This window comes from Streptomyces sp. NPDC042346 (assembly GCF_055581845.1).
Window position 1 is genome coordinate 650000 of sequence record NZ_JBVJEH010000002.1, and the last position, 23372, is coordinate 673371.

The following is a 23372-nucleotide window of genomic DNA, read 5'->3' on the forward strand; positions in this document are numbered from 1 at the left end:
ACCGTCACGTGGTCCTGATCGCCACATGGTCCTGACCGTCACGAGCTCCCGACCTCGGCGGGCGGCAGGCGGAGCGTGAAGCGCGCGCCGCCGTCGGGGGCCTGGTCGACGGTCAGGTCCCCGCCGTGGCGGCGGGCCACGTCGCGGGCGATGGCGAGGCCGAGGCCCGCGCCGCCGTCGTCCCGGCTCCTGGCGTCGTCGAGGCGGACGAAGCGCTCGAAGACCCGGTCGCGCTCGGCCTCGGGGACCCCTGCGCCGTCGTCGTCGACGCACAGCAGGACGCCGCCGCCCGTCACGCGCACCGTCGCCGTGATCCGGGCGTCCGCGTGCCGCTGGGCGTTGTCCAGGAGGTTGCCGATCACCCGGGCGAGCTGCTGCCGGGAGCCCGCGACGACCGCCCCGGCGTCGGCTTCCGCCCGTACGCCGATCCGGTCCCCGGTCCGCTGGGCGACCTCCCCGGCCAGCAGCTCGCCCAGGTCCACCCGCCCGTCGCCCGGCCGCTCGCCGGCGTCCAGGCGGGCGAGGAGGAGCAGGTCCGTGGCGAGGTGCTGGAGCCGGACCGTGTCCTCGACGGCGCCGGGCAGGTCGAGGAGGTCGGGGTGGGCCGCAGCGACCTCCAGCTGGGTGCGCAGGCTGGCGATGGGGCTGCGGAGCTCGTGGGAGGCGTCGGCGACGAACCGGCGCTGCCGTTCCACGGAGCCTTCGAGAGCGGCGAGCGTCTCGTTGGTCGTCCGGGCGAGGCGGGCGATCTCGTCACCGCTGACCGGCTCGGGGACGCGCCGGCTCAGGTCGGCGGAGGCGGTGATCGCGGCCATCTCGCGGCGGATGTCCTCGACGGGCCGCAGGGCGCGGCGGGTCACCAGCCAGGTCACGACGGCCACCACGCCCAGGAGGAGGGGCAGTCCGGCCAGCATCACGAGGGCCGCCGTGCCGACGGTGGACCGACGTCCCGCCAAGGACGCCCCGGCGTGGACGCGTACGGTCTCGTCCCTCGGGTCCGTGGCCTCGACCTCGCTGAACCGGTACGGGGCGTCGTGGCCGTCGACGGTGGCGCGGCCCTCGCCGTGCCGGGTGGTCGCGCCGACGCTGCCGGCTTCGGGGTCGTCCGCGTCGTCCCCGTCCTCCGCGTCGTCGTCGCGGTCCGGGCCGGGGCTCGGCGCCGGGGTGACACCGGGGACGCCGGTGCCGCTGATCGCCTCCAGGTCCTCGCTCACCGCGAGCACCCGGCCGTCCCGGTCGACGACCTGGACGGGGTGGTCCTCGGCGTCGGGCAGTTCGAGCTCCGTGTACGGGGTGCCGGCCGCGATCTGGGACGCGACCCGGCGCGCGGCCGCGTCGGCCGCCGCGTCGGCCTGCCCGCCGAGATTGCCGCGGAGCGCGAGGAGGACGGCGACGCCCGCCGCGAGCAGGGCGACGGCGACGACCAGGGTGGCGCCGAGGGTCGCCTTCGCCCGGACGGAGCCGAAGGGGCGCCGGCGGCTCACGGCGCCTCCAGGCGGTAGCCGGCGCCGCGGACGGTCCGGATCAGGTCGGCGCCCAGTTTGCGGCGCAGCGTGCTCACGTACACCTCGACGATGTTCGGGTCGCCCTCGTACGCGAAGTCCCACACGTGGGCGAGGATCTCGCTCTTGGAGACGACCTCCCCCGCGCGCACGGCGAGGTGCTCCAGGACGGCGAACTCCTTGGCAGCGAGCGGGATCTCCGTCCCGTCGCGGAACACCCTGCGCGCGGTGGTCTCGATCCTCAGGGTGCCGAGGTGCAGCACCGGCGAGCCGCCGGCTCCGTTGCTGCGCCGCAGGAGCGCCCGGATGCGGGCGACGAGGACGACGTACGAGAACGGTTTGGTCAGGTAGTCGTCGGCGCCCGTGTCGAGGCCCTCGGCCTCGTCGTACTCGCCGTCCTTGGCGGTGAGCATGAGGATCGGCACGTCGTGGCCCGCGGCCCGGAGCGCGGAGCAGACGCGGTAGCCGTTCATGCCGGGCAGCATGATGTCGAGCACCACCAGGTCGTACGGTTCGGCGGACGCCTGGTGCAGTCCTTCGAGCCCGTCGTGGACGACGTCCACGGCGAAGCCCTCCGCGCGCAGGCCCTTCGCGAGGGACAGGGCGAGGCGTCTTTCGTCCTCCACGATCAGCAGCCGCATGCCCCCAGCTTCGCAAACGGAACCTGAAGCCGGCTTCAGGTGACTTCAGGACCGCTTCAGCCTTCCTTCCGCAGAGTAGGGGCCATCGCATCGGACGACGGAAGGAACCCCATGAAGCGCAAGCTCGTGCTCGCCACCGCCACCGCGGTCGCCCTGGTCACCGGCGGCACCGCGGTCGCCCTGGCGGCCGGCGGCACCGAGTCGGCGCCGGTCCAGCAGGTCCGAGCGGCACTGGACCAGGACGACGACGGCGCCGGCGACGGCGCCGCCGACGACCGGGGGGTGCGGACCGCCGATCGGATCACCGCCGTCCAGGCCATCGACGCCGCCGTGAAGGCACGGCCGGGCACGGTGGTCTCCGCCGAACTGGACGACGACAAGGACGAGGACCAGGACGACGGCTGGGACGACGGCTGGGAGGTCGTGGTGCTCGGCGCGCGTGGCTCCACCACTCACACCGTGCACGTCGACCCGGTGTCGGGCCGCGTCCTCGGCACGGACACGGACACGGACGACGATTCCGACGACGCCGCCGAGGACGCCGCCGAGGACGCCGCGGTGCGGAACGCGAAGGTCGGCGCGCGCCAGGCGGCGCAGGCCGCCGCCGCGAAGGGCTTCGTGACCTCGGTCGAACTCGACGACGAGGACGACAGGCCCGCCACGGGCTGGGACGTCGGCGTCCGGCCGACCGGTGGGGCGGAGGACGACTGGAGCGTGGACGTGAAGACCGGCGCGCTCGCCGCTGACCACGACGACTGATACCGGAGGCGTCGACGACGGCGCGGGCGAGGAGGGTTTCCTCGGGGCCGTCGGTGCGGGTGACGTGGACGACGAACGGCTGGTCCTCCCGGTCGGCGTCGACGGTCCGGTCGCGGCCGGCGCGCGAGAGCCCGGACACCTGCATCGACATGCGTCAACATAGACACATGTCGAATGACTCCGTACTGCCGCTGCTCGCGCCCGACGCGGTCCCGTGCTGCCCGCCCCTCTCCGAGCGACCGCTCACGACCGAGGAGGCCGAGCGGGCCGCGCGGATGTTCAAGGCGCTCGGGGATCCCGTGCGGCTGCGGCTGTTCTCCGCCGTCGCCTCCCACGAGGGCGGCGAGGCCTGCGTCTGCGACATCTCCGACGTCGGCGTCTCCCAGCCGACCGTCTCTCACCACCTGAAGAAGCTGAAGGAGGCCGGGCTGCTCTCCTCCGAGCGGCGCGGCACCTGGGTGTACTACCGCGTCGAGCCGTCCGTCCTCGCGGCGATGGGCGCGCTCCTCACCAAGGCGGCCGTCGCATGACCGTCCCCGTCGTGCCCCTGACCGCCGCGCACGCCGAACAGGTCGCCGCGATCCACCAGGCGGGCATCGACGAGGGCCTCGTCGAGCGCCGCAGCCCGCTCGTCGACCGACCCGCTCACCCACACGACGGACGGCCGATCATGGCGTTGACCAGCGGGCTCCGTCATATAGCAGGACGAGTGGTTTAGCTCCCCGTCCGTGTGACGGAGCTGGCCCGTGGGACGCCCGTACGTCGAGTGTGTGCGCGATGACTACTCATGACACGCACACTCCGGACAACAGCACTCCCTCACGGCGCTCCGTGGTCACGGCGACCGGTGCCTCGGCGCTCGCCGCCGGGCTCGCCGCCGCATCCGCCGGGCCCGCGACGGCTCTGAGCCCGGCGACCACCCCCTCGACGGCGCCCGCCGCCGTCCCCGCCGCCGTGCCGCCGGGCACCGACCCCCGGGCGTTCACCACGGTCGCCCGCGCCATCGCCGTCTACGACGAGCACGACGAGTCCCTCGTCCCGACCTACCTCAGGGTCGTCGAGAACGGCCTGCCGACCCGTCGGGCGAAGGCCACGAAGCGGGTCCTGATCGTCGGCGCGGGCCCGGCCGGACTCCTCGCCGCCGACCTGCTCAACCGGGCGGGCCACGACGTCGTCGTGATCGAGGCCAACGGCAACCGCGTCGGCGGCCGCATCAAGACGTTCCGCAAGGGCGGCCACGAGAACGGGGAGCAGCCCTTCGCCGACCCGCTGCAGTACGCCGAGGCCGGGGCGATGCGGCTGCCCGAGAGCCACCCGCTCCTCATGGCGCTGATCGAGAAGTACGAGCTCCCCCGCCAGGAGTTCTACCTGGTGGACGTGGAGGTCGGGAACCCGTCGAAGCAGGCCAACCGGACCTGGATCCACGTCAACGGCGTCCACATGCGCCGGGCCGACTACGAGAAGAACCCCGCGCGGATCAACGACACCTTCGGCGTCCCGGACGCCTACCGCGCCAAGACGGCCGCCACGATCCTCGCCGAGGCCCTCGAACCCGCGCGCCGGCTCGTCCGGGACAAGGAGGGGACGGCCCTCGTCGAGGGCTGGGTCGAGATCCTCACGCAGTACGGGCACTGGTCCATGTACCGGTACCTCACCGAGGTCGCCGGACTCGACACCCGCACCATCGACCTCGTCGGCACCATCCAGAACCTGACGTCGCGGCTGCACCTCTCCTTCATGCACAGCTTCCTGTCCGCCGCGCTGATCGACCCGAAGACGAAGTTCTGGGAGATCAAGGGCGGCACCGCTCTGTTCGCCGACGCGCTGTACGCGCCGGTGAAGGGGAAGGTGCGGCTCGACCGGCGCGCCGTACGGATCGAGCGGAGCGGCGGCAAGGTCAGGGTGCACACCGTCTCCGAGGACCACCAGTCCGGCGGGGAGGGCGTCACGGAGGTCTTCGAGGGCGACGAGGCGATCATCACCGTCCCGTTCTCCGGACTGCGGCACGTGACCTTCGCCCCTCCGCTGGCCTACGGCAAGCGGCGGGCGATCACGGAGCTGCACTACGACGCGGCGACCAAGGTGCTGCTGGAGTTCTCCCGGCGCTGGTGGGAGTTCACCGAGGCGGAGTGGAAGGAGGCGCTGGACTCCATCGAGGACGGGCTGTACGAGAAGTACCGGGCGGGCGGGGTCGCGCACGGCGAGTACCTCGGCGCGCACCGGTCCGTGAAGGACCTGGGGGTGACGGTCCCGGACGGCCTCAAGGAGTACTTCTCCGTCTTCCGGCCCGTCGCGGGACGCGAGCCGGAGGCGTCGCACGTGCGGGGCGGCGGCACGGTCAGCGACAACGCCAACCGCTTCATGTACTTCGAGCACGCGCAGCCCATGGAGGGCGCCGACGGGGGCATCATGCTCGCCTCCTACAGCTGGGCCGACGACGCCCTCAAGTGGGACGCGTTCGCCGACGAGGAGCGGTACCTTCGGGCGCTGGCCGGCGTGCAGGCCGTCTTCGGCCGCCGCTGCGAGGTCTTCTTCACCACCAAGTGCAGGACCCAGTCGTGGATGCGTGACCACTACGCGTACGGGGAGGCCTCCGTGCTCTTCCCGGGGCAGCACACCGAGCTGTTCCCGGACGTGCCCACGTCCGAGGGGCCGCTGCACTTCGCGGGGTGCCACACGTCCATCAAGCCCGCCTGGATCGAGGGCGCGCTGGAGTCCGCCGTCCGGACGGCCCTGAAGGTCCACACGCGCTGACGGAGCGGGTGAGGGTCACCGGTCCGGTGGCCCTCACCCGGGGGTGAGTTCGCCGCTGAGCCTGTCGTGGAGGGCGGCGCTGGGTTCGTTGAGGCCGACGATCTCCACGGTCTTGCCGCGCTGCGCGTACCTGGCCCCGATGGCGTCGAGGACGGCGACGGAGGACGCGTCCCAGATGTGGGCGGCGGAGAGGTCGATGACGACCTTGCCGGGGTCGGTGGCGTACCGGAACCGGCCGACGAGGTCGTGGGATGAGGCGAAGAACAGCTCGCCGGTGACGCGGTAGACGACCGTGGTGCCGTCGGGGTCGGTGACGGCCGTGACGTCGGCGTGGTGGGCGACGCGTCGGGCGAAGATCACCACGGCGGTGACCGAGCCGGCGACGACGCCGACGGCGAGGTTGTGCGTGGCGACCACGCACACGACGGTGATCACCATGACGGCGATCTCCCCGGCGGGCAGCCGCCGCAGCGTCTTCGGGGCGACGGAGTGCCAGTCGAAGGTGGCGAAGCACACCATGACCATGACGGCGACGAGCGCGGCCATGGGGATGTCGGAGACGACCGGGCCGAAGACGATGCACAGCACCATCAGGAACGCGCCGGAGAGGAAGGTCGACAGGCGCGTACGGGCGCCGGAGACCTTGACGTTGATCATCGTCTGGCCGATCATCGCGCAGCCGCCCATGCCGCCGAAGAAGCCGGTCACGATGTTGGCAATGCCCTGGCCGATCGATTCGCGGGTCTTGCTGGAGCGGGTGTCGGTGATCTCGTCGACCAGCGTGGCCGTCATCAGCGACTCCATCAGGCCGACCAGCGCCATCGCGAGCGCGTACGGGGCGATCAGCGTCAGCGTGTCGAGGGTGAACGGCACGTCGGGCAGGCCCGGCCCCGGCAGCGAGGACGGCAGGGCGCCCTTGTCCCCGACGGTCGGGACCGCGATGCCGGCGGCGACGGTGACGGCCGTGAGGATGACGATCGAGACCAGCGGTGCCGGGACGGCCTTCGTGACCTTGGGGAAGAACACCATCAGCGCGAGCCCGGCCAGGACCAGCGGGTAGACGGCCCAGGGCACGTCCCGCAGCTCCTTGATCTGGGCCATGAAGACCAGGATCGCGAGGGAGTTCACGAAGCCGACCATCACCGAGCGCGGGACGAACCGCAGGAGCTTCGCCACCCCGAGCGCCCCGAGGACGATCTGGAAGACACCGGCGAGGATGACGGCGGCGATCAGATAGCCCAGCCCGTGCTCACGGTTGAGGGGCGCGATGACGAGGGCGACGGCGCCGGTCGCGGCGGAGATCATGGCCCGCCGGCCGCCGACGACGGAGATGACGACGGCCATGGTGAAGGAGGCGAACAGGCCGATCGCCGGGTCCACCCCCGCGATGATCGAGAACGAGATCGCCTCGGGTATCAGCGCGAGGGCGACCACCAGGCCGCCGAGCACCTCGGTGCGCCAGACCTTGGGGTCGCGCAGCCAGTCCGGCTTCAGCCCGCGCAGGCGCGCGACCGGGGACACGACGGAAACGGAGGAGGACAAGGGATTCGGAACCTGTCGTGCTCGGGTGCGCCCGGTTGCGGCGGGCGGGAGGGCGGAACGAGCGACTCTATCGCGAGGTCAGGACCGCGGGCCTCGGGGCCGCTCCGCGCACCTCCTGCGCCAGGCCGGCGAGACGTACACCAGGGCGACGAGGACGGGGACCTCGATGCGGGTGGGGGGCCGCGGGCGGGCTCTCCGGCGGTCCGCGTGCCCTCGTGTCCACCGACCGGTGGACACGAGGTTCAACCGGCCGAGCCTGTCGGCGAGACGGCGCCGACGGCGAGGCTGGGGCGCATGACGAACCCCACCGTACGCATGGCCCGGTACAGCGCCCGCCACCCCTGGCGCGCGCTGGTCGGCTGGATCCTCTTCGTGGCCCTCTGCCTCGGCACCGGCCTGGCCGTCGGGGCCGACCCCGCCACCACCGAGGACTTCCGCATCGGCGAGGCCGGCCGTGCCGAGGCGCTCGCCGCCGAGGGCGGCCTCCAGCAGAAGCCCCTGGAGCGGGTCCTCGTCCGGGCCGCGCCGGGCAGCGGCCCCCTCGACCGGGCCGAGGCCGACGCCGCCGCCCGCGACGTCGTCGCCCGGATGCGGAAGCTGCCCGAGGTGCTGGCCGTGGCCGGCCCGGTCGCCGACGCCCGGCGCACCGCGCTGCGCGTGGACGTCACCATGAAGGGCGCCGAGTTCGAGGGGAAGCAGCACGTCGACGCGCTCCTCGCACAGACCGCCGAGGTCCAGGCCGCACACCCGCGGCTGGTCGTCGAGGAGGTCGGCAGCCCCTCGATCGGCAAGGGGGTCGACAAGCTGCGCGGCGACGACCTCGCCCGCACCGAGATCATCGCGCTGCCCGTCACCCTGATCACCCTGCTGATCGTCTTCGGCTCGGTCGTCATGGCCGTCGTACCGCTGCTGCTCGCGCTCTCCTCGATCGTGGCCGCCGTCGGCCTGTCGATGGTCGCCTCGCACGTCTTCCCCGACGCCGGGGTCGGCACCAACGTCATCCTCCTGATCGGCCTGGCCGTCGGCGTCGACTACACCCTCTTCTACCTCAAGCGGGAACGCGAGGAGCGGGCCCGGGCCGGTGGGCGACTCGGCACCCAGGCCGTCGTGGAGCTGGCCGCGGCGACCTCGGGCCGGGCCGTGGTCGTCTCCGGGCTGGCCGTGGCCGTCTCCAGCGCCACCCTCTACCTCGCGGACGACGTCATCTTCTCGTCCATCGCCACCGGCGCCGTCGTCGTCACCCTGGTCGCCGTCCTGAGCTCGCTGACCGTGCTGCCCGCACTCCTCGCCCTGCTCGGCGCGCGCGCCGAACGCCGCAGGATCCGCCGGGAGACGCGAGCCGCCGAACGCGCCGCCGCCGGCAGGCCCGTACGGCGTCGTGCCTCCCGCCAGCCGGGTACGGCCCGTACCGGCGGCGGCCGGATCACCGCCGCGATCCTCCGTCCCGTCGCCCGGCACCCGGCCGTGACGCTCGCCGTCTCCGGCCTCGCCCTCGTCGCGCTCGCCCTGCCCGTCCTGAACATCACCATCACCGAGATGAGCCGCGAGACGCACTCCCGCGCCATCCCCGCCATGCGGACCTACGACCGGCTGCTGACCGCCTACCCCGAGCTGAGGTCGATGCACCAGGTCGTCGTACGGGCGGACGCCGAGCGGGCCGCGGACGTCGCCGGCTCCCTGCGCGCACTCGCCCACCGCGCCGCCGCCGAGGACCCCGCGATCAGCGGCACACCCGTCCTGCGCACCTCCGCCGACGGCCGCACCACGCTCCTGGAGATGTCCGTCCACCGCTCCGTGAACAGCGCCGAGGCACGCGTATCGCTCGACCGGCTCCGCGGCACCCTCGTACCGGCGACCGTCGGCGCGCTGCCCGGTACCGAGGTGGCCGTCACCGGCGAGGTCGCCCGGTACGCCGACTACCCCGCGCACCAGAAGCGCAAGCTGCCGCTGATCGTGGGGGCGCTGCTGCTCGTCACCTTCGCGATGACGGTGTGGACGTTCCGGTCGGTGGTCCTCGGTCTCGTCGGCGTCGTCCTCAACCTGCTCTCCGCGTTCGCCTCGCTGGGCGTGCTGGTCCTCGTCTTCCAGAACACCTGGGCGGAGGGGCTCCTCGACTTCACGTCCACGGGCTCGATCGGCTCCCGGGTCCCGCTCTTCCTCTTCGTGATCCTCTTCGGCCTCTCCATGGACTACCAGGTGTTCGTGATCAGCCGGATCCGTGAGGCACGCCTCAAGGGCGCCCCCACCCGGCAGGCGGTCCTCGACGGCCTGTCCTCCTCCGCCGGGGTGGTCACCAGCGCGGCCGTGGTGATGGTGACGGTCTTCGCCAGCTTCGCCGCGCTGCACCTCATCGAGATGAAGCAGATCGGGTTCAGCCTGGCGGTCGCCGTCCTGCTCGACGCCTTCGTGATCCGCATCCTGGTCCTGCCCTCCCTGATGCTGCTGCTCGGCGAGGCCAACTGGTGGCCCGCACGCGGAATGCGCCCTGCCGGGAGGCCCGAGCGGACCGAGCACAGCCCGGTGTCCGTAGGCTGATCGGATGACGGACCGCATGACCGATCCCCTGCCCGAGCGGCCCGCGCTCACCGCCCTCCGGCGCTGGTACACCGCCGCCTGGCTGCTCCTGGGTCTCATCCCCTCGGTCATCGCCGTCGGCAACGACGCGGGGCCCGCGAAGTGGGCCTCCCTGGCCCTGGTCGGACTGGCCCTCGCCTACACCGCCGTCCACCGCGCCCGGAACCACACGCCGGTCTACCTGGGGGCCCTGGCCGCCGGTCTCGGCGTGATGGCGGCCCTTCCCGGCGGCGGCGCGGCCCTGCTGCTCGCCGCTCTCCCCCAGTTCTGGTTCCAGACCCTCGGGCGGCGGGCCGCGGTCCTGTTCAGCGGCGGCGCGGCGGCGGCCACCGCGGCGGGGAGCCTCGTACGCGACTCGCCGGGGAACGCGGTCGCGGCCCTGACGGGCTACGCGGTCTCCGTCCTGGCGGGAATCCCGCTCCACCGCCTGCTGACGGACAGCGAGGCCCGCGCCACCGCTCTGGCGGCCGAACTTTCGTTGGCCCAGGAGCAGTTGGCGGACGCCCACCGTCGTCAGGGCGCGATCGAGGAGCGGGAGCGCATGGCCCGCGAGATCCACGACACCCTCGCGCAGGGGTTCGCCTCCGTCATCGTGCTGGCCGAGGCGGCCCGGGCCGGCCTCGGCGGCGATCCGGAGCGCACCGCCCAGCAGTTGCGTTCCATCGAGCGGACGGCTCGGGAGAACTTCGCCGAGGCGCGGGTCCTGGTGGGCGCGGCCCCGCACAGCGGGCTGACCCCCGGTTCGGTCGTGCCGACCCTGCGCCGCACCCTGGAGCGGTTCGCCCAGGACACCGGGCTCGCGGTGGAGGCGGAGCTCCCCGAGGACGTCGACTGCGACCAGCAGACGCGGATCGCGCTGCTGCGCTGCACCCAGGAGTCCCTGGCGAACGTCCGGAAACACGCCGACGCGAGCACCGTCGGCGTGGTCCTCGCGCAGCACCCGCACGCCATCGAGCTGGAGATCACGGACGACGGGCGGGGCTTCGTGGTCGAGGAGTCGCGGGGCTTCGGCCTGGACGGCATGCGCAAGCGGCTCGCCGAACTCGACGGCGAACTGACGGTGACGAGCTCGGTCGGGGACGGCACCCGTGTCCTCGCCACCTTCCACACGAACGGACAGTTCTGACATGCCCGCAGCACACGAAGCCCGCGGCGCCGGCGCCGCCACAGCCCCGATCCGGGTCGTCGTCGTCGACGACCACACCGTCATGCGCGCCGGCGTGGTCTCGCTGCTCGCGCCCGCCCAGGACATCGTCGTCGTCGGCGAGGCGGACGACGGCCGCGCGGGCGTCGCGCTCGTCGAGCGGCTGACCCCGGACGTGGCCCTGGTCGACCTGCGCATGCCGGTCATGGACGGGGTCGCGGCGACCACCGCGATCACCTCCGGTCCCGCCCCGACCCGGGTGCTGATCCTGACCACGTACGACACCGACGTCGAGATCGAGCGGGCGGTGGAGGCCGGTGCCATCGGCTACCTCCTGAAGGACACCACCGGCGAGCAACTGGCCGAGGCCGTACGGGGAGCGGCCCGCGGCGAGACCGTCCTCGCCCCGCGCGTCGCCGAGCGTCTGGTCGCCCGGATGCGCCGCCCCGCCCCCGTCGTGCTGACCGCGCGGGAGCAGGACGTGCTGGGGGCGGTGGCCGACGGCCTGTCGAACGTCGAGATCGGCAGGCGGCTCGTCATCGCCGAGGCGACGGTCAAGACCCATCTCCTGCGCGTCTTCGCGAAGCTGGACGTCAGCGACCGTACGCGCGCGGTGGTCGTGGCCCTGGAGCAGGGCCTCCTGCCGGACCGCGAGCCGCCGCGCTAGTCCGGAGCGGTCCCTTGCCTCACTGTTGTCCGCCCGGGCCGTGGCCCTCCCTGATCGCCTTGGCGAGGGCCTTCTGCGCCGCCGCGTTGCGGGCGGCCGCCTGGTAGGCGCGGAGCTGCTGGATCTCCTCCGTGGTCTTGCCGACATGGCCGTAGTAGATCTCGGCCGCCTCGACGAACTCTCCGCCCTGGGAGAGGACGGCCCGGTAGAGCATGGTCTTCGCGACGTGACCCTGCCGTTGGACGGGTACGAGGTCCCAGACGATGAGTCCGCGCGGCGAGCGGGTGACGAGGTCCGGTTTCAGGTCGCCGATGACCCGGATGTCGCCGCTGCCACGGCTCCGGAAGAGAGATTTCAGGGTGCTCGCGTAGTCGGCGACCTCGGGCGTGCCGGCGACGAACTCCTCGATGGGCATGTCGAGGAGTGACGGGGGAAGGTTCGCGAAGTCCCGGATCGGCTCCTCGGTCACGGCCCTGAAAGCGATGGCCCCGAAACGCTTCTTGACCAGGTCACTGAGCGCCTGGTGCATCCGGATGCCCCGCAGTTGGGCGGAGAACCCCGCGCTGCCCTCCATGCCGGAGACCTCGGCGATCGCCTGCACGACCAGGGGTTCCAGGGTGCTCGGGGTCACCATGGTCGCGGCGGCGGCCGCGGCGCCGGACTCGCCGGGCGTCCCCGCGGGCTTCTTCGCCGCTTCGTCCCACATGCGGAAGGCCTCGTCCAGTTCGGCGTCGGAGAGCGGCGCCTTGGCCGTGTCCAGGGCCTTGGCGATCTCGTCCTTGGCGAGCGCCGAGGTGCCCTTGACCTTCGCCCCCGAGAGCAGGACGTCCTCGCCGGCCGCCATCATCATGATCCCGTCCGGAGTGACGTACGAAGGCTTCTTCGACAGGACGAAGCGCAGGACTTCCCAGAAGGTCACGCCGATGTCCTTGAGTACGGCGAGGCCGACGCGTGTCACGGTCATGGCGAGGTGGGCCACGCGCCGGGCGACCGCGGGTGCCGACTTCAGGGCCGTCCACGCCGTCCACACGAACACCGCGATCTGCCCGACGATCCGGCCGAGGTCGAAGAACTCGCGCTGCTCGAACTTCTCCATGACCGTGGCGATCAGCAGGCCCATGCCCGCCGTGCCGGTGACGACCGGGTTCTCGACGAGCGCGACGATGCCCTGCCAGAGCTGGTGCCGCTCCCGCGCGAGATCCTCCGAGACGAACGAACCCGCCAGGATCCGGATCAGTTCGACGACCTGGTAGTAGCTCTCGCCCGCGCCCCACACGATCCCGCCGACCAGGGCGGCGACGTCGGCGGCGTCGAGCTCCGAGTGCTTGAGCACGTACGCCCTGGGCACTCCTCGCGCGTTCAGGAACTCGCGGAACTCGCGCACCCGGGCGAAGGCGAGCACCGTGCCGAGGTGGCCGAGACCGCGCAACTCCTCCAGGGCCGCCATGAGTCCGTCGTGGTCGAGGTCGCGCAGATAGGCCTTCAGGAGACCCGTGGCGACGCTCGCCGGTGACGTCGGCCCGAGGTGCGGAAGCGCCGCGACGATGAGGGCCACGGCCCGCTTCGGATCCCCGCCCTTGCCGCCGGCGGGGGCGGGCGGGGCCGGCGGAGCGGCGGCGGAGTCCGTCGTGTACGCGAGGATGCCCGCCGGTACGGGCTCGGTGTCCCGGGTGAGGACGAGGAGTCCGGTGTCCTGGCGGCGGCCGTCGGCCGCGACCCGCTGGACGGCGTACGCTGCGCCCGGGGCCGCCGCCGCGAGAAGGCCCAGCCGGTCGCGCGGGACCGGCTGCAGATAGAACGTCCCAGGACCGAGCCGGGCCGACACCGTGGCCGGACTCGCCTGGGCGGCTGCACCGAGCGCCGGCATGAGATGGGCCGAAGTCTCGGCGAAGAAGAGCGTGTTGACCGTGATGCGGCCGAGGGGCGCGGCGCGGAAGGCGGGACCCATGCGGTCCCGGACGGCGGCCAGGGCCGCCAGCGGCGCCGCGGCTCCGACGGGCGAGGCGTCGGGACGGTGCCGGCCCGCGCGCCCGCCCAGGTTCAGCGCCCCGGCCCCGGACCGGCTGCCGGGGCCCACGCCGCCCGCGGACCGGCCCGTCGAACCGCCGCCCACCGCCCGGCCCGTCGTCCCGCCGCCGCTTCCGCCCGTCCCCCGTACCGGCAGGACGACCGGACGGCCCTCCCCGTCGAAGCTCGGCACGCGGTAGCCGTCGGGCACGGACCGCTCCGGCACGTACGGCTCGCGCGGCGACCGGCCGGCCCCCCGCGCGTCGCCGCCCTCCGGCGGCACGAGACGGATCGCGGCCTCCACCGCCTCGCGCACCACCCGCTCCAGGCGCCGGGCCGCCTCGGGGGAGAGCCCCTCGGGCCGGGCCGGCGGCTCGGGCAGGTGGTAGTGCCGTCGCGCTGTCATCGCACTCTCCGTCCGGCGAGCAGCCGGTGCACCGTGCTCGTGTCGTCGGCCGTCACCTCGAAGAAGATCTCCGGGTGGCGGGAGCTCAGGCGGGCCAGTACGCCGAGCCGGGGGCTGCCGCCGAGGCCGGTCGCGCAGGTCGAGCAGACCTCCTGGTCGATGCGGATGAACACCGTGCGGCCGCGGGCCGCCGCCCGTTCGGCGTCGGACAGGGCGGCGAGTGCCGCGTCGAGCTGCTGCGCGAGATCCTGCTCGGCGTGTCCGTGGGCCTGGGGGACGACGACGTTCTCCGGTGGCCGGATGGGATGCGCCGGGTCGTACGTACCGAACGCGCGGGGCGATCCGCCGGTGAACCGCCGTCCGGCGAGGGCGGGGATGTCGGACCGGGCGACGCCCACCGTCCCCTCGTACGCGGCGGCCGACTTGGCGGTGGGCGGCACGTCCTGGGTGCCCGCCGCACGGCGCTTCTCCTCCCAGCCGCCCGGCTCCCGCTCCCCGGGGGGACGCCCCTGCTCCTCCAGGTACCGGCGCCGGGCCTCGGCAGCCTCGCGCGCCTCCCGCAGGTCCTCGCGGAGCCGGGCCTGCACGTCGGGGTCGGAGGGGCGCTCGGGGACCATGGGGCGACGCTTGCCGCCGCGCATCGCGTCGAGGAACTCCTTGGCCACGGGATCGTCGGGCTCGCGGGCCCTCAGCTGCTCGTACGAGGCGTTCTCGTACCAGCTCAGGTCCTGGCCGGCCTCCGGGTCGGTCCTGGCGGCCTCCTCCAGCTCCTTGCGGCTCTTCCAGCGCGGTTTCGGGCCCGGTGCGCGCACCGGGCGGGGCCGGGGCGGGGTCGGCGGCTCGGCGGGCGGCGGCGTGCCCGGCGGTACGGGGGTCTCGGTGACGTGCGGGTCGGTGCCGTGCGGGCCTCCGGTGTGCGCGCCGGACGCGGGGGCGGGCCTCGGCGCGGCGGACGCGGGCGCGGGCTTCGGCGTACCGGGCGTCGCTCCGGCCTCGGGCGCCGGGCGGCCCCCGGCCGGGCGGATCCTCGCGAGCTCCTCGCCCACCTCGTCGACCCGGCGGCCCACCGCCGACGACCAGGCGCCGGCCTCCGCCTCCCGGAGCGTGCCGGCGAGGGTCTGTTCCATGCGCTGCTGTCCCGTCGCCGAGGCGACCGCCCACTGCTCGGCCGTCACACCCTGGCCGGCGAACAGCTGCGCGACGAGCGCCGCCTTGGCCACCGTGGAGCCGAGGCGCGTGGACACGGCCTGGTAGGCGCCGCGCAGCAGCGGCTCCCCGACGAAGGAGAAGAACAGGCCGATGAGCGCGCCCCAGCCCATGCCCTCCACGTACGCCTGGGTGTCGTGGCCGGTGCCGCCGTGCAGGGTGACGTCGACCAGGTCGCGGGCGAACAGGTCGAGGGCGGCCGTGGAGGCACCGGTGACGGCGCCCGTGGTCAGCTTCTGCGCCACCTTGCCGGCGAGGCGGCTCCCCAGGCCGCGGGTGGCGAGGGGGCCGGCCCAGCCGCCGAGCCCGCTGCCGAACCGGAAGCCCACGGCGCCGAGATAGCCCTCCACCGCCGCCATGGCGAATCCTTCGAGGGACAGGTGCTCGCTGCCGAGGACGACCTTGATGAGGTAGATGGCCTCGGACAGGGCGATGCTGGTGAGGATGGGGCCGATGCCGCCGCCGAGCTGGATCAGGATGCCGACGATCCCGACGGACCATCCGACGACGATCGCGCCGGCGCCGACGACGATCAGGTTCACGACCTGGAGGGCCTCGCCCGACCGGAGCATTCCCCACTCGTGCAGCCGCGTCTCGAACTCGCCGAAGTGTTCGACGATCGGCCCGGCGCTGCGCTGCCACTCCTCGCCGCTCCCGGTGGTCCGCGAGACGATCTCGAAGCGGATGTCGTGCGAGGGCAGCCCGTCGCGTTCGGCGGCGATCACGTCGAGCAGCCGGATCGTGTACGTGACGTCGACCTTCTCGAAGTCGTCCTCGGTGAGTCCCGCGGCCTTGGTGGCGCGGGCGAGGGAGGTGACCGAGAAGGTCTTGGCGTCGTAGACCTCGGTGTCGCGCCCGGTGAGGATCTCCTCGGCCAGCCGGTGCCGTTCCCGGAGCAGGTGCTCGCGCAGCGCCTCCGCCTTGCCCGGCTTCGGCCGCAGCCCGGGCACCTGCCGGGAGTAGATCTCGTCGCCCTGGGCGAGGACCTCCCCCGCCGTCACCCGCTTCCCCTCCTGGTGGTCGAGCAGGATCGCGCCCTGTCCCTTGCCGCCGGGGACGTACGCGTGCGCCGAGGTGGCGGCGCGCTCCGCGGCGAGCGCGGTGCGGAGCCGCTGCACCCTGGCGTGCCGGGCGTACGGGGTGACCGCGCAGTGCTGGAGCAGCCGGGCGCGCAGCGCGAAGCGGCCGGTGGCGTCCACGGCGTCGAAGACCTCGTCCCACGCGTGCTCCCGCTCCAGCTCGGCGAGGACGTAGGTGAAGAGGCTGCCCAGCCGGCCGCGCGCGTGGGGGGCGCCCACCTCGTCGAGCAGCGCGTCCATGACGTGTCCCGCGTCCTCCCCCGCCCTGAGGCGCGTGAGGAGCGTACGGACGAGCTGACGGGCCACCGGGTGGTAGATCGCGGCGCCGAGCCGCTCGGGCGCCAGGTCCAGGTGGGCGCGCGCGTAGAGGACCCGGGTGCCCGGCTCGTCGGGCCACTCCGCACGGCCGCGGACCGGTTCGGGAAGTCCGGGGAACGTGTCCCCGTCCTGGACGAACAGGCGTGCTGCCGGGTCCCGTTGGCGGGTGCCGCCGCCGGTCTGCCGGTCGAGCAGCAGGAACACGACGTCCTCGCGGACCCCTCCGCCGGGGGTGCGCGCGGGACCGGAGGAGGGGCGGATCACGGCGGGCCGGATCCAGACCGTCACCTGCTCCTCGGCGAACTCCTCCGCGTACCGCTCCCACGGCACTCCCGTCGCCCGCTCGAACAGCACGGGGTCCACGCAGAAGCCCGCGTCGCGCACCGGGACGGTGAATCCGAGGCCGGGGCCGGTCGCGGCGACGTCGGCGATGTCGATCCGGGGCAGCGTCATGAACGCGAACAGGACGTGGCCGGACTGGAGCGCGGGGACGCGCGCGGCGACCGGGCCGCCCGGTTCGAGCGCGTGGAGGGCGCGCAGGGCGGCGGACGAGCCGGTGAGGACCCACGCGGGTTCGGTGCGTGCCGCGGAGCCCGGGCGGCCGGGCCGTGCGGTTCCGGCGGCCCGTACGAGGAGTTCCTCGCCCAGCTCCTCCGGCAGGGCGGGGGCGTCGACCCGTACGAGCCAGACCTCCAGGGGGAATTCGACGCCCGCCCGGTCCTCGTACAGCGCCGCGAGGGGCAGGGGGTGGCCCAGGACTTCCCCGACGTAGGCGAGGAACCGGTCGGCCGCCATCCGGGTGCCGACCGTGCGGACCACGGTCCACGGCTTGGTGACGGCCTTGCCGCGCACCGGGATCCGGGCCGGGCGGCCCTCGGCGTCGTACGAGGGGACGGCGTACCCGCCGTGTCCGCCGCGTCCGGTGTCGAAGGCCTCGCCCGCCGGGTCTCCGGGGCGCCCGGTGCCGGAGCGGGGGAGCATGCGTTCGGCGTGGGCGAGACGGGCGGCGACGGCCGTGGTGAGCTGTCGCCGGAGGGCGTCCAGTACCTCCGGGCCGGGTTCACCGACGAGGGTGATCCGGACCGGTACGCGGACGTGGATCTCCTGGGTCTCGCCCATGGCCGCCGCCGCTCCCCCGCTACTCGGTGACCAGGATCATGACGCGCAGCCCCGAACCGACCCGTTCCTTCTCGTCGTTGAGGGACAGGTCGAAGGTGTGGAGGCTGCCGACGGGGGCGTCGGGGTCGAGCTGGACCTCCAGCTCGCTGAGGACGGCGTCCCCCATCTTCTCGTCCCGCTCGAACGTCTGGTCGAGGCCGGGGATCCCCTCGGCCTTCAGCGAGAAGGACATCCGGCTCGTGGCCCGGGTCACGCGTTCGGTGCCGTACGAGGTCTTCAGCACCAGCTCGCCGAAGTCGGATCCGAAGACGTTCGCCGGGTCGGTGCCCGGGTCGATTCCCGATTCGGCACCCGGGCCGGTCGGCGGGTCGGTGCCGGGCTTGGTGCTGGGTTTGGTGAACTCGATCTCCCGCACCTGGGAGAGGACGAGAAGCTCGTCCGGACTGAACCCTTCGAACTCGAAGGGTTCCGCCATGATCTTGTACTTGCGTGGATGCACGGACGGCGCCTCGGGCCGTGTCGTGTACTGCACCTTCACCGGCTGGGAGACGGCCGGCTGACGGGCCGGTTGGAGGATGATGTTGCGCTGGCCCTGGTGCTGTTCGCCGTTGGGGTTGAAGCCCTCGGTCGCCGTGATCGGCGCGCTGCCCGGGTCGGGCGAGGCGACGTCGTCCTCACTCTGGTAGACGTTGGCGATGAGGCACATGTGCCCGTCGCCCTGGAGCTCGGCGGGCTGGGGCGTCCAGGGACCGAATCTGACGACGTTTCCGTCGTCCGGGTCGTTGGTGCCGGCGCCCGGTGGGATGTCCTTGGGGGCCGCGAAGATCTTGGTGGCGGTCCCGAACGTCGGGGGCACGCCGATGGACGCGGGGTAGATGAACGCCTGGACGCGGACGGCCTTCATGATCTGGCTGCCCCTGTTGGAGACCCGAACGCGGATGAAGGAGGGGTCACCGACCGTCGCCTTGGTGATGCCGGGCTCCAGCCAGATGCTGGCGTTGGCCCAGAACGGCGGATCCTCGCGGACCCACGGACGCGAGCCGCTGTCCTCGCCCGGGCCGTTGTTCCGGCCGTAGTCGACACCGACGTAGAGGTTGCCTGCCATGGTGGACTCGCTTTCAGTCGAGGATGTAGGAGATCTGGAGGGAGGCGATGGTGACCGTGTCCGAGGTCGAGGCGCTGGCGAGGCTCGCCTTCACGGAGTAGCGGAAGCCATTCATGTCGACCCGCTCCATGCCCGGTTGGATGTTCTCGGAGGCGTCGTACGTCCCGGTGCCGACGACCCGGGACAGGACCTGCTGGGTCGGGGTCTGGGAGATCGGCGACCGGACGAGGAGGATGTTCAGGGTGCCGCTCCCGGTGTTGGTGCCCAGGGCCCGGAACTTCAGCAGCTTGGCTCCGTCCGGCAGTGGGACGGCGACGATTCCCCGTGCGCTGACCGCCAAGGCGGGGCGGACCGCGACTCCGTTGGTGTCCAGCTCCCAGTTCGAGTCGCCGGCCAGCGGGGCGAACGCCGGCGCCACCGACAGCTTCCGCTCGACCGAGATGTGCTGGCCGGCCGCCTTGATGGCGACGTCGATGGTCTTCACCACCCCCGACAGCGACTCCAGGTCCTGTTGCAGCGTGTCGAAGCGGATGTTGAAGCCGTTCGGTCCGCTGGCGGACACCCGGTCCCGGGTGTCCACCCAGGGCGTGTGCTTGAACGCGGGGGTGAAGGCGATGCTGTCGGTCATGGTGTTCCTCCGGTCAGCTCCTTGGTGACCACTTCCACGCCCAGCGGATGCAGCTCGGCGAGGAGATGGGTGATGAGGTCCCGCTCGGCGGGTGTCAGGACGTGACCGGCCAGCTCGGGGGTGCGCAGCCGTACGGTGACCTGGTACGCCCCCGGTCCGGCGGTCGGCCGGTAGGCGGCCTGCACCCAGGCGAGCCCCGGGTGTTCGCCTCGTACCGACATCTCGGCGGGGGCGGTGGTGAGGAGGGACGCGGCGCCGTCGCCGGTGGACCAGACGAGGACGCCGAGGGTGCCGACCGCCGCTTCGGTGGGACTGACGAACAGCTTCGCCACCGCCCCGACCTCCAGGACGCCTTCGGTGAGTCCCGTGGCATGCACCTCGACAGGGTGGTCGCCGACGTTCTGACGGACCGTCACCGACCCACCGCCCACACTGACATGGCTGAAGCCGGCCCGGTGCGCGAGGACCGCCAACACGCCCGCGGTGACACCCGGATGCTTCAGTCGCAGCTCCCGGCCCTCCTTCGCGAGCGACGATCCGGTCGGTGCGAACGCGGCCTCGACGACGAGCTTGCCGGACTGGCCCGTCAGCAGGGCGACGAGGCGGTCGAGGTGCCGTGCGGTCTCCCGCCGCATCCGGTGGTGGTTCGGATCGGCACCGTAGTCGACGTGCGAGGGATCGTCGTGCAGGGCCAGGAACACCGGGTCGATCGGGACTCCGGGGGCGGGCGGTGCCGGGTTTGCGGTGCCGTCCGCACCGATGGCCTTGCCGTCGGCGAGGGGCGCCGGGAGGACCGTCACGTCCTGGGTGACCGTGAGGGTGTGGGGCCCGTCGCGCAGTTCGGCGGTGACGACGACCCGCCCCGGCGCCTCGCCGGTGAGCTGGACGAACACCTGGTCGGCCGGCCCGGTGAACACCGCCCGTCCGGGCCCGCAGTGGACCAGGTACCAGCGGATCGTCGCCCCCGACGGCGGGGCGGGCGTCACGCTCAGCGTCAGCTGCTGCCCTTCGGCGACCGTGCCCGCGCCGGTGTGCATCACGAGCTGTTCGTCCGGCGCGGTCTCCGCGTACACCTGCCCGTCGGGGCGATGGACGACCAGGTCGAATCCGGCGCGGTGCGCCAGCGCGGCGAGCCGGCCGGGCTCGGCCGAGGGGTGGGTGAGCAGGACGGCCCGGCCGGTGGCGCGCGCGTCCTCGGCCCGCGGGTCGAATCCGGAGGTCACCCGGGCCCGGGTGGCTCCGAGCAGAGCGGCGAGCCTGCCGAGGGCCGCCGCCACCGCGGGCCGTGTGCGGCCGGGCGCGGGGAGCGGGAGGCCCGGTGGGTACGGCCCGGGCGGCGGCGGTGCGATGTCCACCACCGCGGGGTCGAGGGTGAGCAGGTAGTACGGGTCGAAGTACCCCTCCGGCGCGGGCGGTTGCCGGCCGTCGCCCGGCCGGCCGAGCGCGTCGATCGACCGGCCGCGCGGCACCTCGGCCGGGACCACCCGCAGGGGCAGCAGTCCGCGGCGCAGCGGGCCGTTGCCGTCGTCGACGACCAGGGGGTTCGCGTGGCCGCCGATCGTTCCGATCGCGGCGTTGAGCGCGGCGGCGAATCCGGTGGGCGTGGGCAGGGTCCAGCGGCGGGCGAGGCGCACCCGCCTGCGGTAGGCGGGGTCGTCCTCGCCGCTCGACCGGACGACGTCGAGGCCGGCCCCGAGGAGGTCGAGGGTGCTTCCCCGGGCGTCCCGTGGCGAGCGGACGGTGGCGGTGCGGTCCAACTGCGCGCGCAGGTGGTCCCGTTCCCAGCCGAGCGCCCACAGGAGTTTGCCCGTCGTGCCGAGCAGGGCCGTCAGCCGCCACCGGGTCTCCTGGCTTCCGGCGAGGCCCGTGGACCGGATGCCGGTGAGCAGTCCCGAGGGTCGCGGCACGGCGACCGTGGTGCCGGCGAGGAGCCCTTCCGGCAGCGGGAGCGTGATCTCCTGCGGGCCGTCGTCGACGGTCAGGGTGACGGTCGTGGCCGGTGCGACGTCCTGCCGGGCCTGGAGGATGTACAGCGGGTCGGGATCCACTCCGAACAGGGCCTTGTGGAGCGCGAAGTCGTACAGGTCGATGTCCTCGCCCCGTACGACGAGCTCCAGGTGGTCGGCGCCCCGGGCGAAGGGGGTGGTGAGCCGCAGGGCCATGTCGGTGGCCGCCATCGGCGGGGCCGCGGTGGTGGCCGTGGTCATCGCGGCACCACCTGGATGTCGCTGAGGGCGGAGTCGCGGGTGAACTGCGCCATCTCCGTGAGGCCCATGACGAGGCTCTCGCCGACGGCCGCCTCGACGATGCCGAGCTGGTAGGGGACGGCGCCGAAGCCGAACCGGCCGAACGCGGGCGGGCAGCGCCGCAGATGGAGGTTGCGCACGTCGGTGACGCCCGGCTCGTCCACGAGCACGCACATCACGCGGGAGTAGAGCACGTCGTCGCCCAGTCTCAGCCGGCCGATGTCGTGGGCGAGGCGCTTTCTGATGCCGTCCTGCACGGCGGCCGTGGTGAACCGCGGGTCGAGGACGATCTCGGCGCGCACCGCGACCTCGATGTGGTCCGCCTCCACGACCCTGATGTGCACGCCGATGGGCCGTACCCGCTCGACGGCCGCCGTGACCCGGTCGAACACCCCTTCCACCGTCTCGGTGCCCGTGGTCGTGGTGAGCCACGGGCGCGGTCCACGGCGGGCGACGGCGACCTCGGCGAAGTACGGTTCGCCGACGCGGCGTTCGGCGCTGAAGCTGCGCTCGCCGAAGGAGAAGCCGTCGAAGAAGACCTGCGAGACGTCGACGCCGCCCAGCTCGTCCGTGACCCGCGCGTCGACGACGTCCTCGACGCCGAGCGCGGCCTGCCGGACGCTGTCCGTGGTCCACAGGGCGTGTGGCAGGGCGATCAGCCGGGACCGGTACGACGCGTCGTCCTCGGCTTCCAGGGCGCCGGCGAAGGGTGCCGGATTGGAAAGGGTGAGCGTGGCTCCCGCCCAGTCCGCGAGGTACTGCTCCGCGTGCTCGGGGTGGACCCGGGTGATCGTCGCGGCGGACACCGCCTCGCCGCCGCCCTCGACGGCGAGGACGTCCACCGTCGCCGTCGGGGCGGCGACGGTGAGGACCAGGGGTTCCTCGGTCGCGAACGCCCGGGCGGCGTCGTCCGTCTCCGACGGCGCGGTGAGCAGCAGCGTGCCCTCGGGGACGACGTAGGCGCGGTTCGGCGCTCCGTTCCCCAGGGTGAACAGCACCTGGCCCGCGCGCCGTCCGGCCAGGCGTTCGAGACCCGCGTCCTCGCCGAGCAGATCGAGCGCGGCGCCGGTCGCGGTGGCCGGGAACTGCGCGTAGTAGAGGGCCTCCATCCGTTTCCACAGCTCGGAGTCCTCGGCGGCGACGACCTCCAGGACCTTTCCCAGCGGGCTGGTGGGCCGCAGGTCGACGTCGTCGCCGAAGACGGCCTTGGCGCGTTCCCGGCTCTCTCTGAGGAGCTGGTCGATTCCCTTGAGGACGAAGCCCTCGTCCGTCACGCCGTAGGTCATGACTCACACCTCCAGGTCTGCCGTGACGGCGGTGGTCCGGCCGTCGACGGTCTCCACGACGACCGCGGCGGTCCACCGGCGGGAGGCCGGGTCGCCGGTGAAGGTCACCTCCGTCACCTCGTTCACCCGCGGATCGGCGGCGAGGGTCCTGACGATCTCCAGCCGCAGCAGCTCCTGCACGACCTGGGGGCCGCCGGGCCGGCCGAAGGCCTCCGTGACGCTGAGCCCGTACCGGTCGTCGAAGCGGTCGGAGCCGTACGGGGTGAGGAGCGAGAGGGTCAGGGCCTGGACGAGGTTGGCGAGGCCGCGCACCTTCACCAGGTCGCCGCCGCGGAGGACGAGGTCGCCGTTGTCCAGGAGCAGGCTGTGCCCCAGGGGCTCCGCCACCG

Annotated in this window: 17 protein-coding genes and 1 pseudogene; 7 read left to right on the forward strand and 11 right to left on the reverse strand. The window is 73.3% G+C overall.

Annotated elements, in window-relative coordinates:
* Nucleotides 1-38: 38 nt before the first annotated feature.
* Together ACZ6K0_RS11615 and ACZ6K0_RS11620 are read right to left on the reverse strand one after the other, a co-directional pair.
* Entirely contained in the window at nt 39-1484 is a 1446-nt protein-coding gene (locus ACZ6K0_RS11615; protein WP_469231733.1) for a sensor histidine kinase, read from the reverse strand.
* Nucleotides 1481-2143, reverse strand: coding sequence for a response regulator transcription factor (locus ACZ6K0_RS11620; RefSeq protein WP_376398608.1), 663 nt, complete (start codon nt 2141-2143; stop codon nt 1481-1483). The genes ACZ6K0_RS11615 and ACZ6K0_RS11620 overlap by 4 nt, the downstream gene beginning before the upstream one ends.
* A 111-nt stretch (nt 2144-2254) precedes the next feature.
* Between ACZ6K0_RS11620 and ACZ6K0_RS11625 the strand changes: the two genes are divergently transcribed.
* Nucleotides 2255-2902, forward strand: a complete 648-nt coding sequence (locus ACZ6K0_RS11625; RefSeq protein ID WP_376398611.1) for a PepSY domain-containing protein — start codon at nt 2255-2257, stop codon at nt 2900-2902.
* Nucleotide 2903: 1 nt separating this feature from the next.
* Here ACZ6K0_RS11625 and ACZ6K0_RS11630 read toward each other — a convergent pair.
* Nucleotides 2904-3041 (reverse strand): annotated as a pseudogene (locus tag ACZ6K0_RS11630) (flavoprotein); the annotation flags it as partial.
* Between the two features lie 28 nt (nt 3042-3069).
* On the opposite strand from ACZ6K0_RS11630, the gene ACZ6K0_RS11635 reads away from it, so the two are divergent.
* From ACZ6K0_RS11635 to ACZ6K0_RS11645, 3 genes are read left to right on the forward strand one after another with little or no spacing between them, the layout of a single operon-like run.
* Complete coding sequence (locus tag ACZ6K0_RS11635; protein WP_376398614.1) at nt 3070-3432, forward strand: ArsR/SmtB family transcription factor; 363 nt, start codon at nt 3070-3072, stop codon at nt 3430-3432.
* Nucleotides 3429-3620: a hypothetical protein gene (locus ACZ6K0_RS11640; RefSeq protein ID WP_469231736.1), complete on the forward strand. Its 192-nt coding sequence runs from the start codon at nt 3429-3431 to the stop codon at nt 3618-3620. Before ACZ6K0_RS11635 ends, ACZ6K0_RS11640 begins: the two co-directional genes overlap by 4 nt.
* A 59-nt stretch (nt 3621-3679) precedes the next feature.
* The gene (locus ACZ6K0_RS11645) at nt 3680-5656 is read left to right on the forward strand and encodes a flavin monoamine oxidase family protein (protein ID WP_469231737.1); all 1977 of its coding nucleotides are present in this window, start codon (nt 3680-3682) and stop codon (nt 5654-5656) included.
* 33 nt (nt 5657-5689) lie between these two features.
* Here the strand turns inward: ACZ6K0_RS11645 and ACZ6K0_RS11650 are convergent, their stop codons facing one another.
* Nucleotides 5690-7177 (reverse strand): SulP family inorganic anion transporter, encoded by a 1488-nt coding sequence (locus ACZ6K0_RS11650; RefSeq protein ID WP_469231740.1) that lies wholly within the window; start codon nt 7175-7177, stop codon nt 5690-5692.
* Between the two features lie 315 nt (nt 7178-7492).
* Between ACZ6K0_RS11650 and ACZ6K0_RS11655 the strand changes: the two genes are divergently transcribed.
* From ACZ6K0_RS11655 to ACZ6K0_RS11665, 3 genes are read left to right on the forward strand one after another with little or no spacing between them, the layout of a single operon-like run.
* Nucleotides 7493-9733: an MMPL family transporter gene (locus tag ACZ6K0_RS11655; RefSeq protein ID WP_469231742.1), complete on the forward strand. Its 2241-nt coding sequence runs from the start codon at nt 7493-7495 to the stop codon at nt 9731-9733.
* Nucleotides 9734-9737: 4 nt separating this feature from the next.
* On the forward strand, nt 9738-10898 hold the full coding sequence (locus tag ACZ6K0_RS11660) for a sensor histidine kinase (RefSeq protein WP_469231744.1): 1161 nt from the start codon (nt 9738-9740) through the stop codon (nt 10896-10898).
* Nucleotide 10899: 1 nt separating this feature from the next.
* A complete protein-coding gene (locus ACZ6K0_RS11665; protein WP_469231745.1) occupies nt 10900-11583 on the forward strand; it encodes a response regulator in 684 nt (227 codons plus the stop codon).
* Nucleotides 11584-11602: 19 nt separating this feature from the next.
* Here the strand turns inward: ACZ6K0_RS11665 and ACZ6K0_RS11670 are convergent, their stop codons facing one another.
* From ACZ6K0_RS11670 to ACZ6K0_RS11700, 7 genes are read right to left on the reverse strand one after another with little or no spacing between them, the layout of a single operon-like run.
* Nucleotides 11603-13996 carry a hypothetical protein gene (locus ACZ6K0_RS11670; protein ID WP_469231747.1) on the reverse strand — a complete coding sequence of 798 codons (2394 nt, stop codon included), beginning with the start codon at nt 13994-13996 and terminating at the stop codon, nt 11603-11605.
* Nucleotides 13993-17718 (reverse strand): hypothetical protein, encoded by a 3726-nt coding sequence (locus tag ACZ6K0_RS11675; RefSeq protein ID WP_469231749.1) that lies wholly within the window; start codon nt 17716-17718, stop codon nt 13993-13995. The genes ACZ6K0_RS11670 and ACZ6K0_RS11675 overlap by 4 nt, the downstream gene beginning before the upstream one ends.
* Nucleotides 17719-17737: 19 nt before the next feature.
* Nucleotides 17738-18823 carry a hypothetical protein gene (locus tag ACZ6K0_RS11680; protein WP_376398641.1) on the reverse strand — a complete coding sequence of 362 codons (1086 nt, stop codon included), beginning with the start codon at nt 18821-18823 and terminating at the stop codon, nt 17738-17740.
* A 13-nt stretch (nt 18824-18836) separates the two neighbouring features.
* The gene (locus ACZ6K0_RS11685) at nt 18837-19451 is read right to left on the reverse strand and encodes a hypothetical protein (protein WP_376398644.1); all 615 of its coding nucleotides are present in this window, start codon (nt 19449-19451) and stop codon (nt 18837-18839) included.
* Complete coding sequence (locus ACZ6K0_RS11690; protein WP_469231751.1) at nt 19448-21658, reverse strand: hypothetical protein; 2211 nt, start codon at nt 21656-21658, stop codon at nt 19448-19450. Before ACZ6K0_RS11690 ends, ACZ6K0_RS11685 begins: the two co-directional genes overlap by 4 nt.
* Nucleotides 21655-22983, reverse strand: a complete 1329-nt coding sequence (locus tag ACZ6K0_RS11695) for a baseplate J/gp47 family protein (protein WP_376398650.1) — start codon at nt 22981-22983, stop codon at nt 21655-21657. The genes ACZ6K0_RS11690 and ACZ6K0_RS11695 overlap by 4 nt, the downstream gene beginning before the upstream one ends.
* A 3-nt stretch (nt 22984-22986) precedes the next feature.
* Nucleotides 22987-23370 carry a DUF2634 domain-containing protein gene (locus ACZ6K0_RS11700; RefSeq protein WP_469231752.1) on the reverse strand — a complete coding sequence of 128 codons (384 nt, stop codon included), beginning with the start codon at nt 23368-23370 and terminating at the stop codon, nt 22987-22989.
* Nucleotides 23371-23372: the final 2 nt, after the last annotated feature.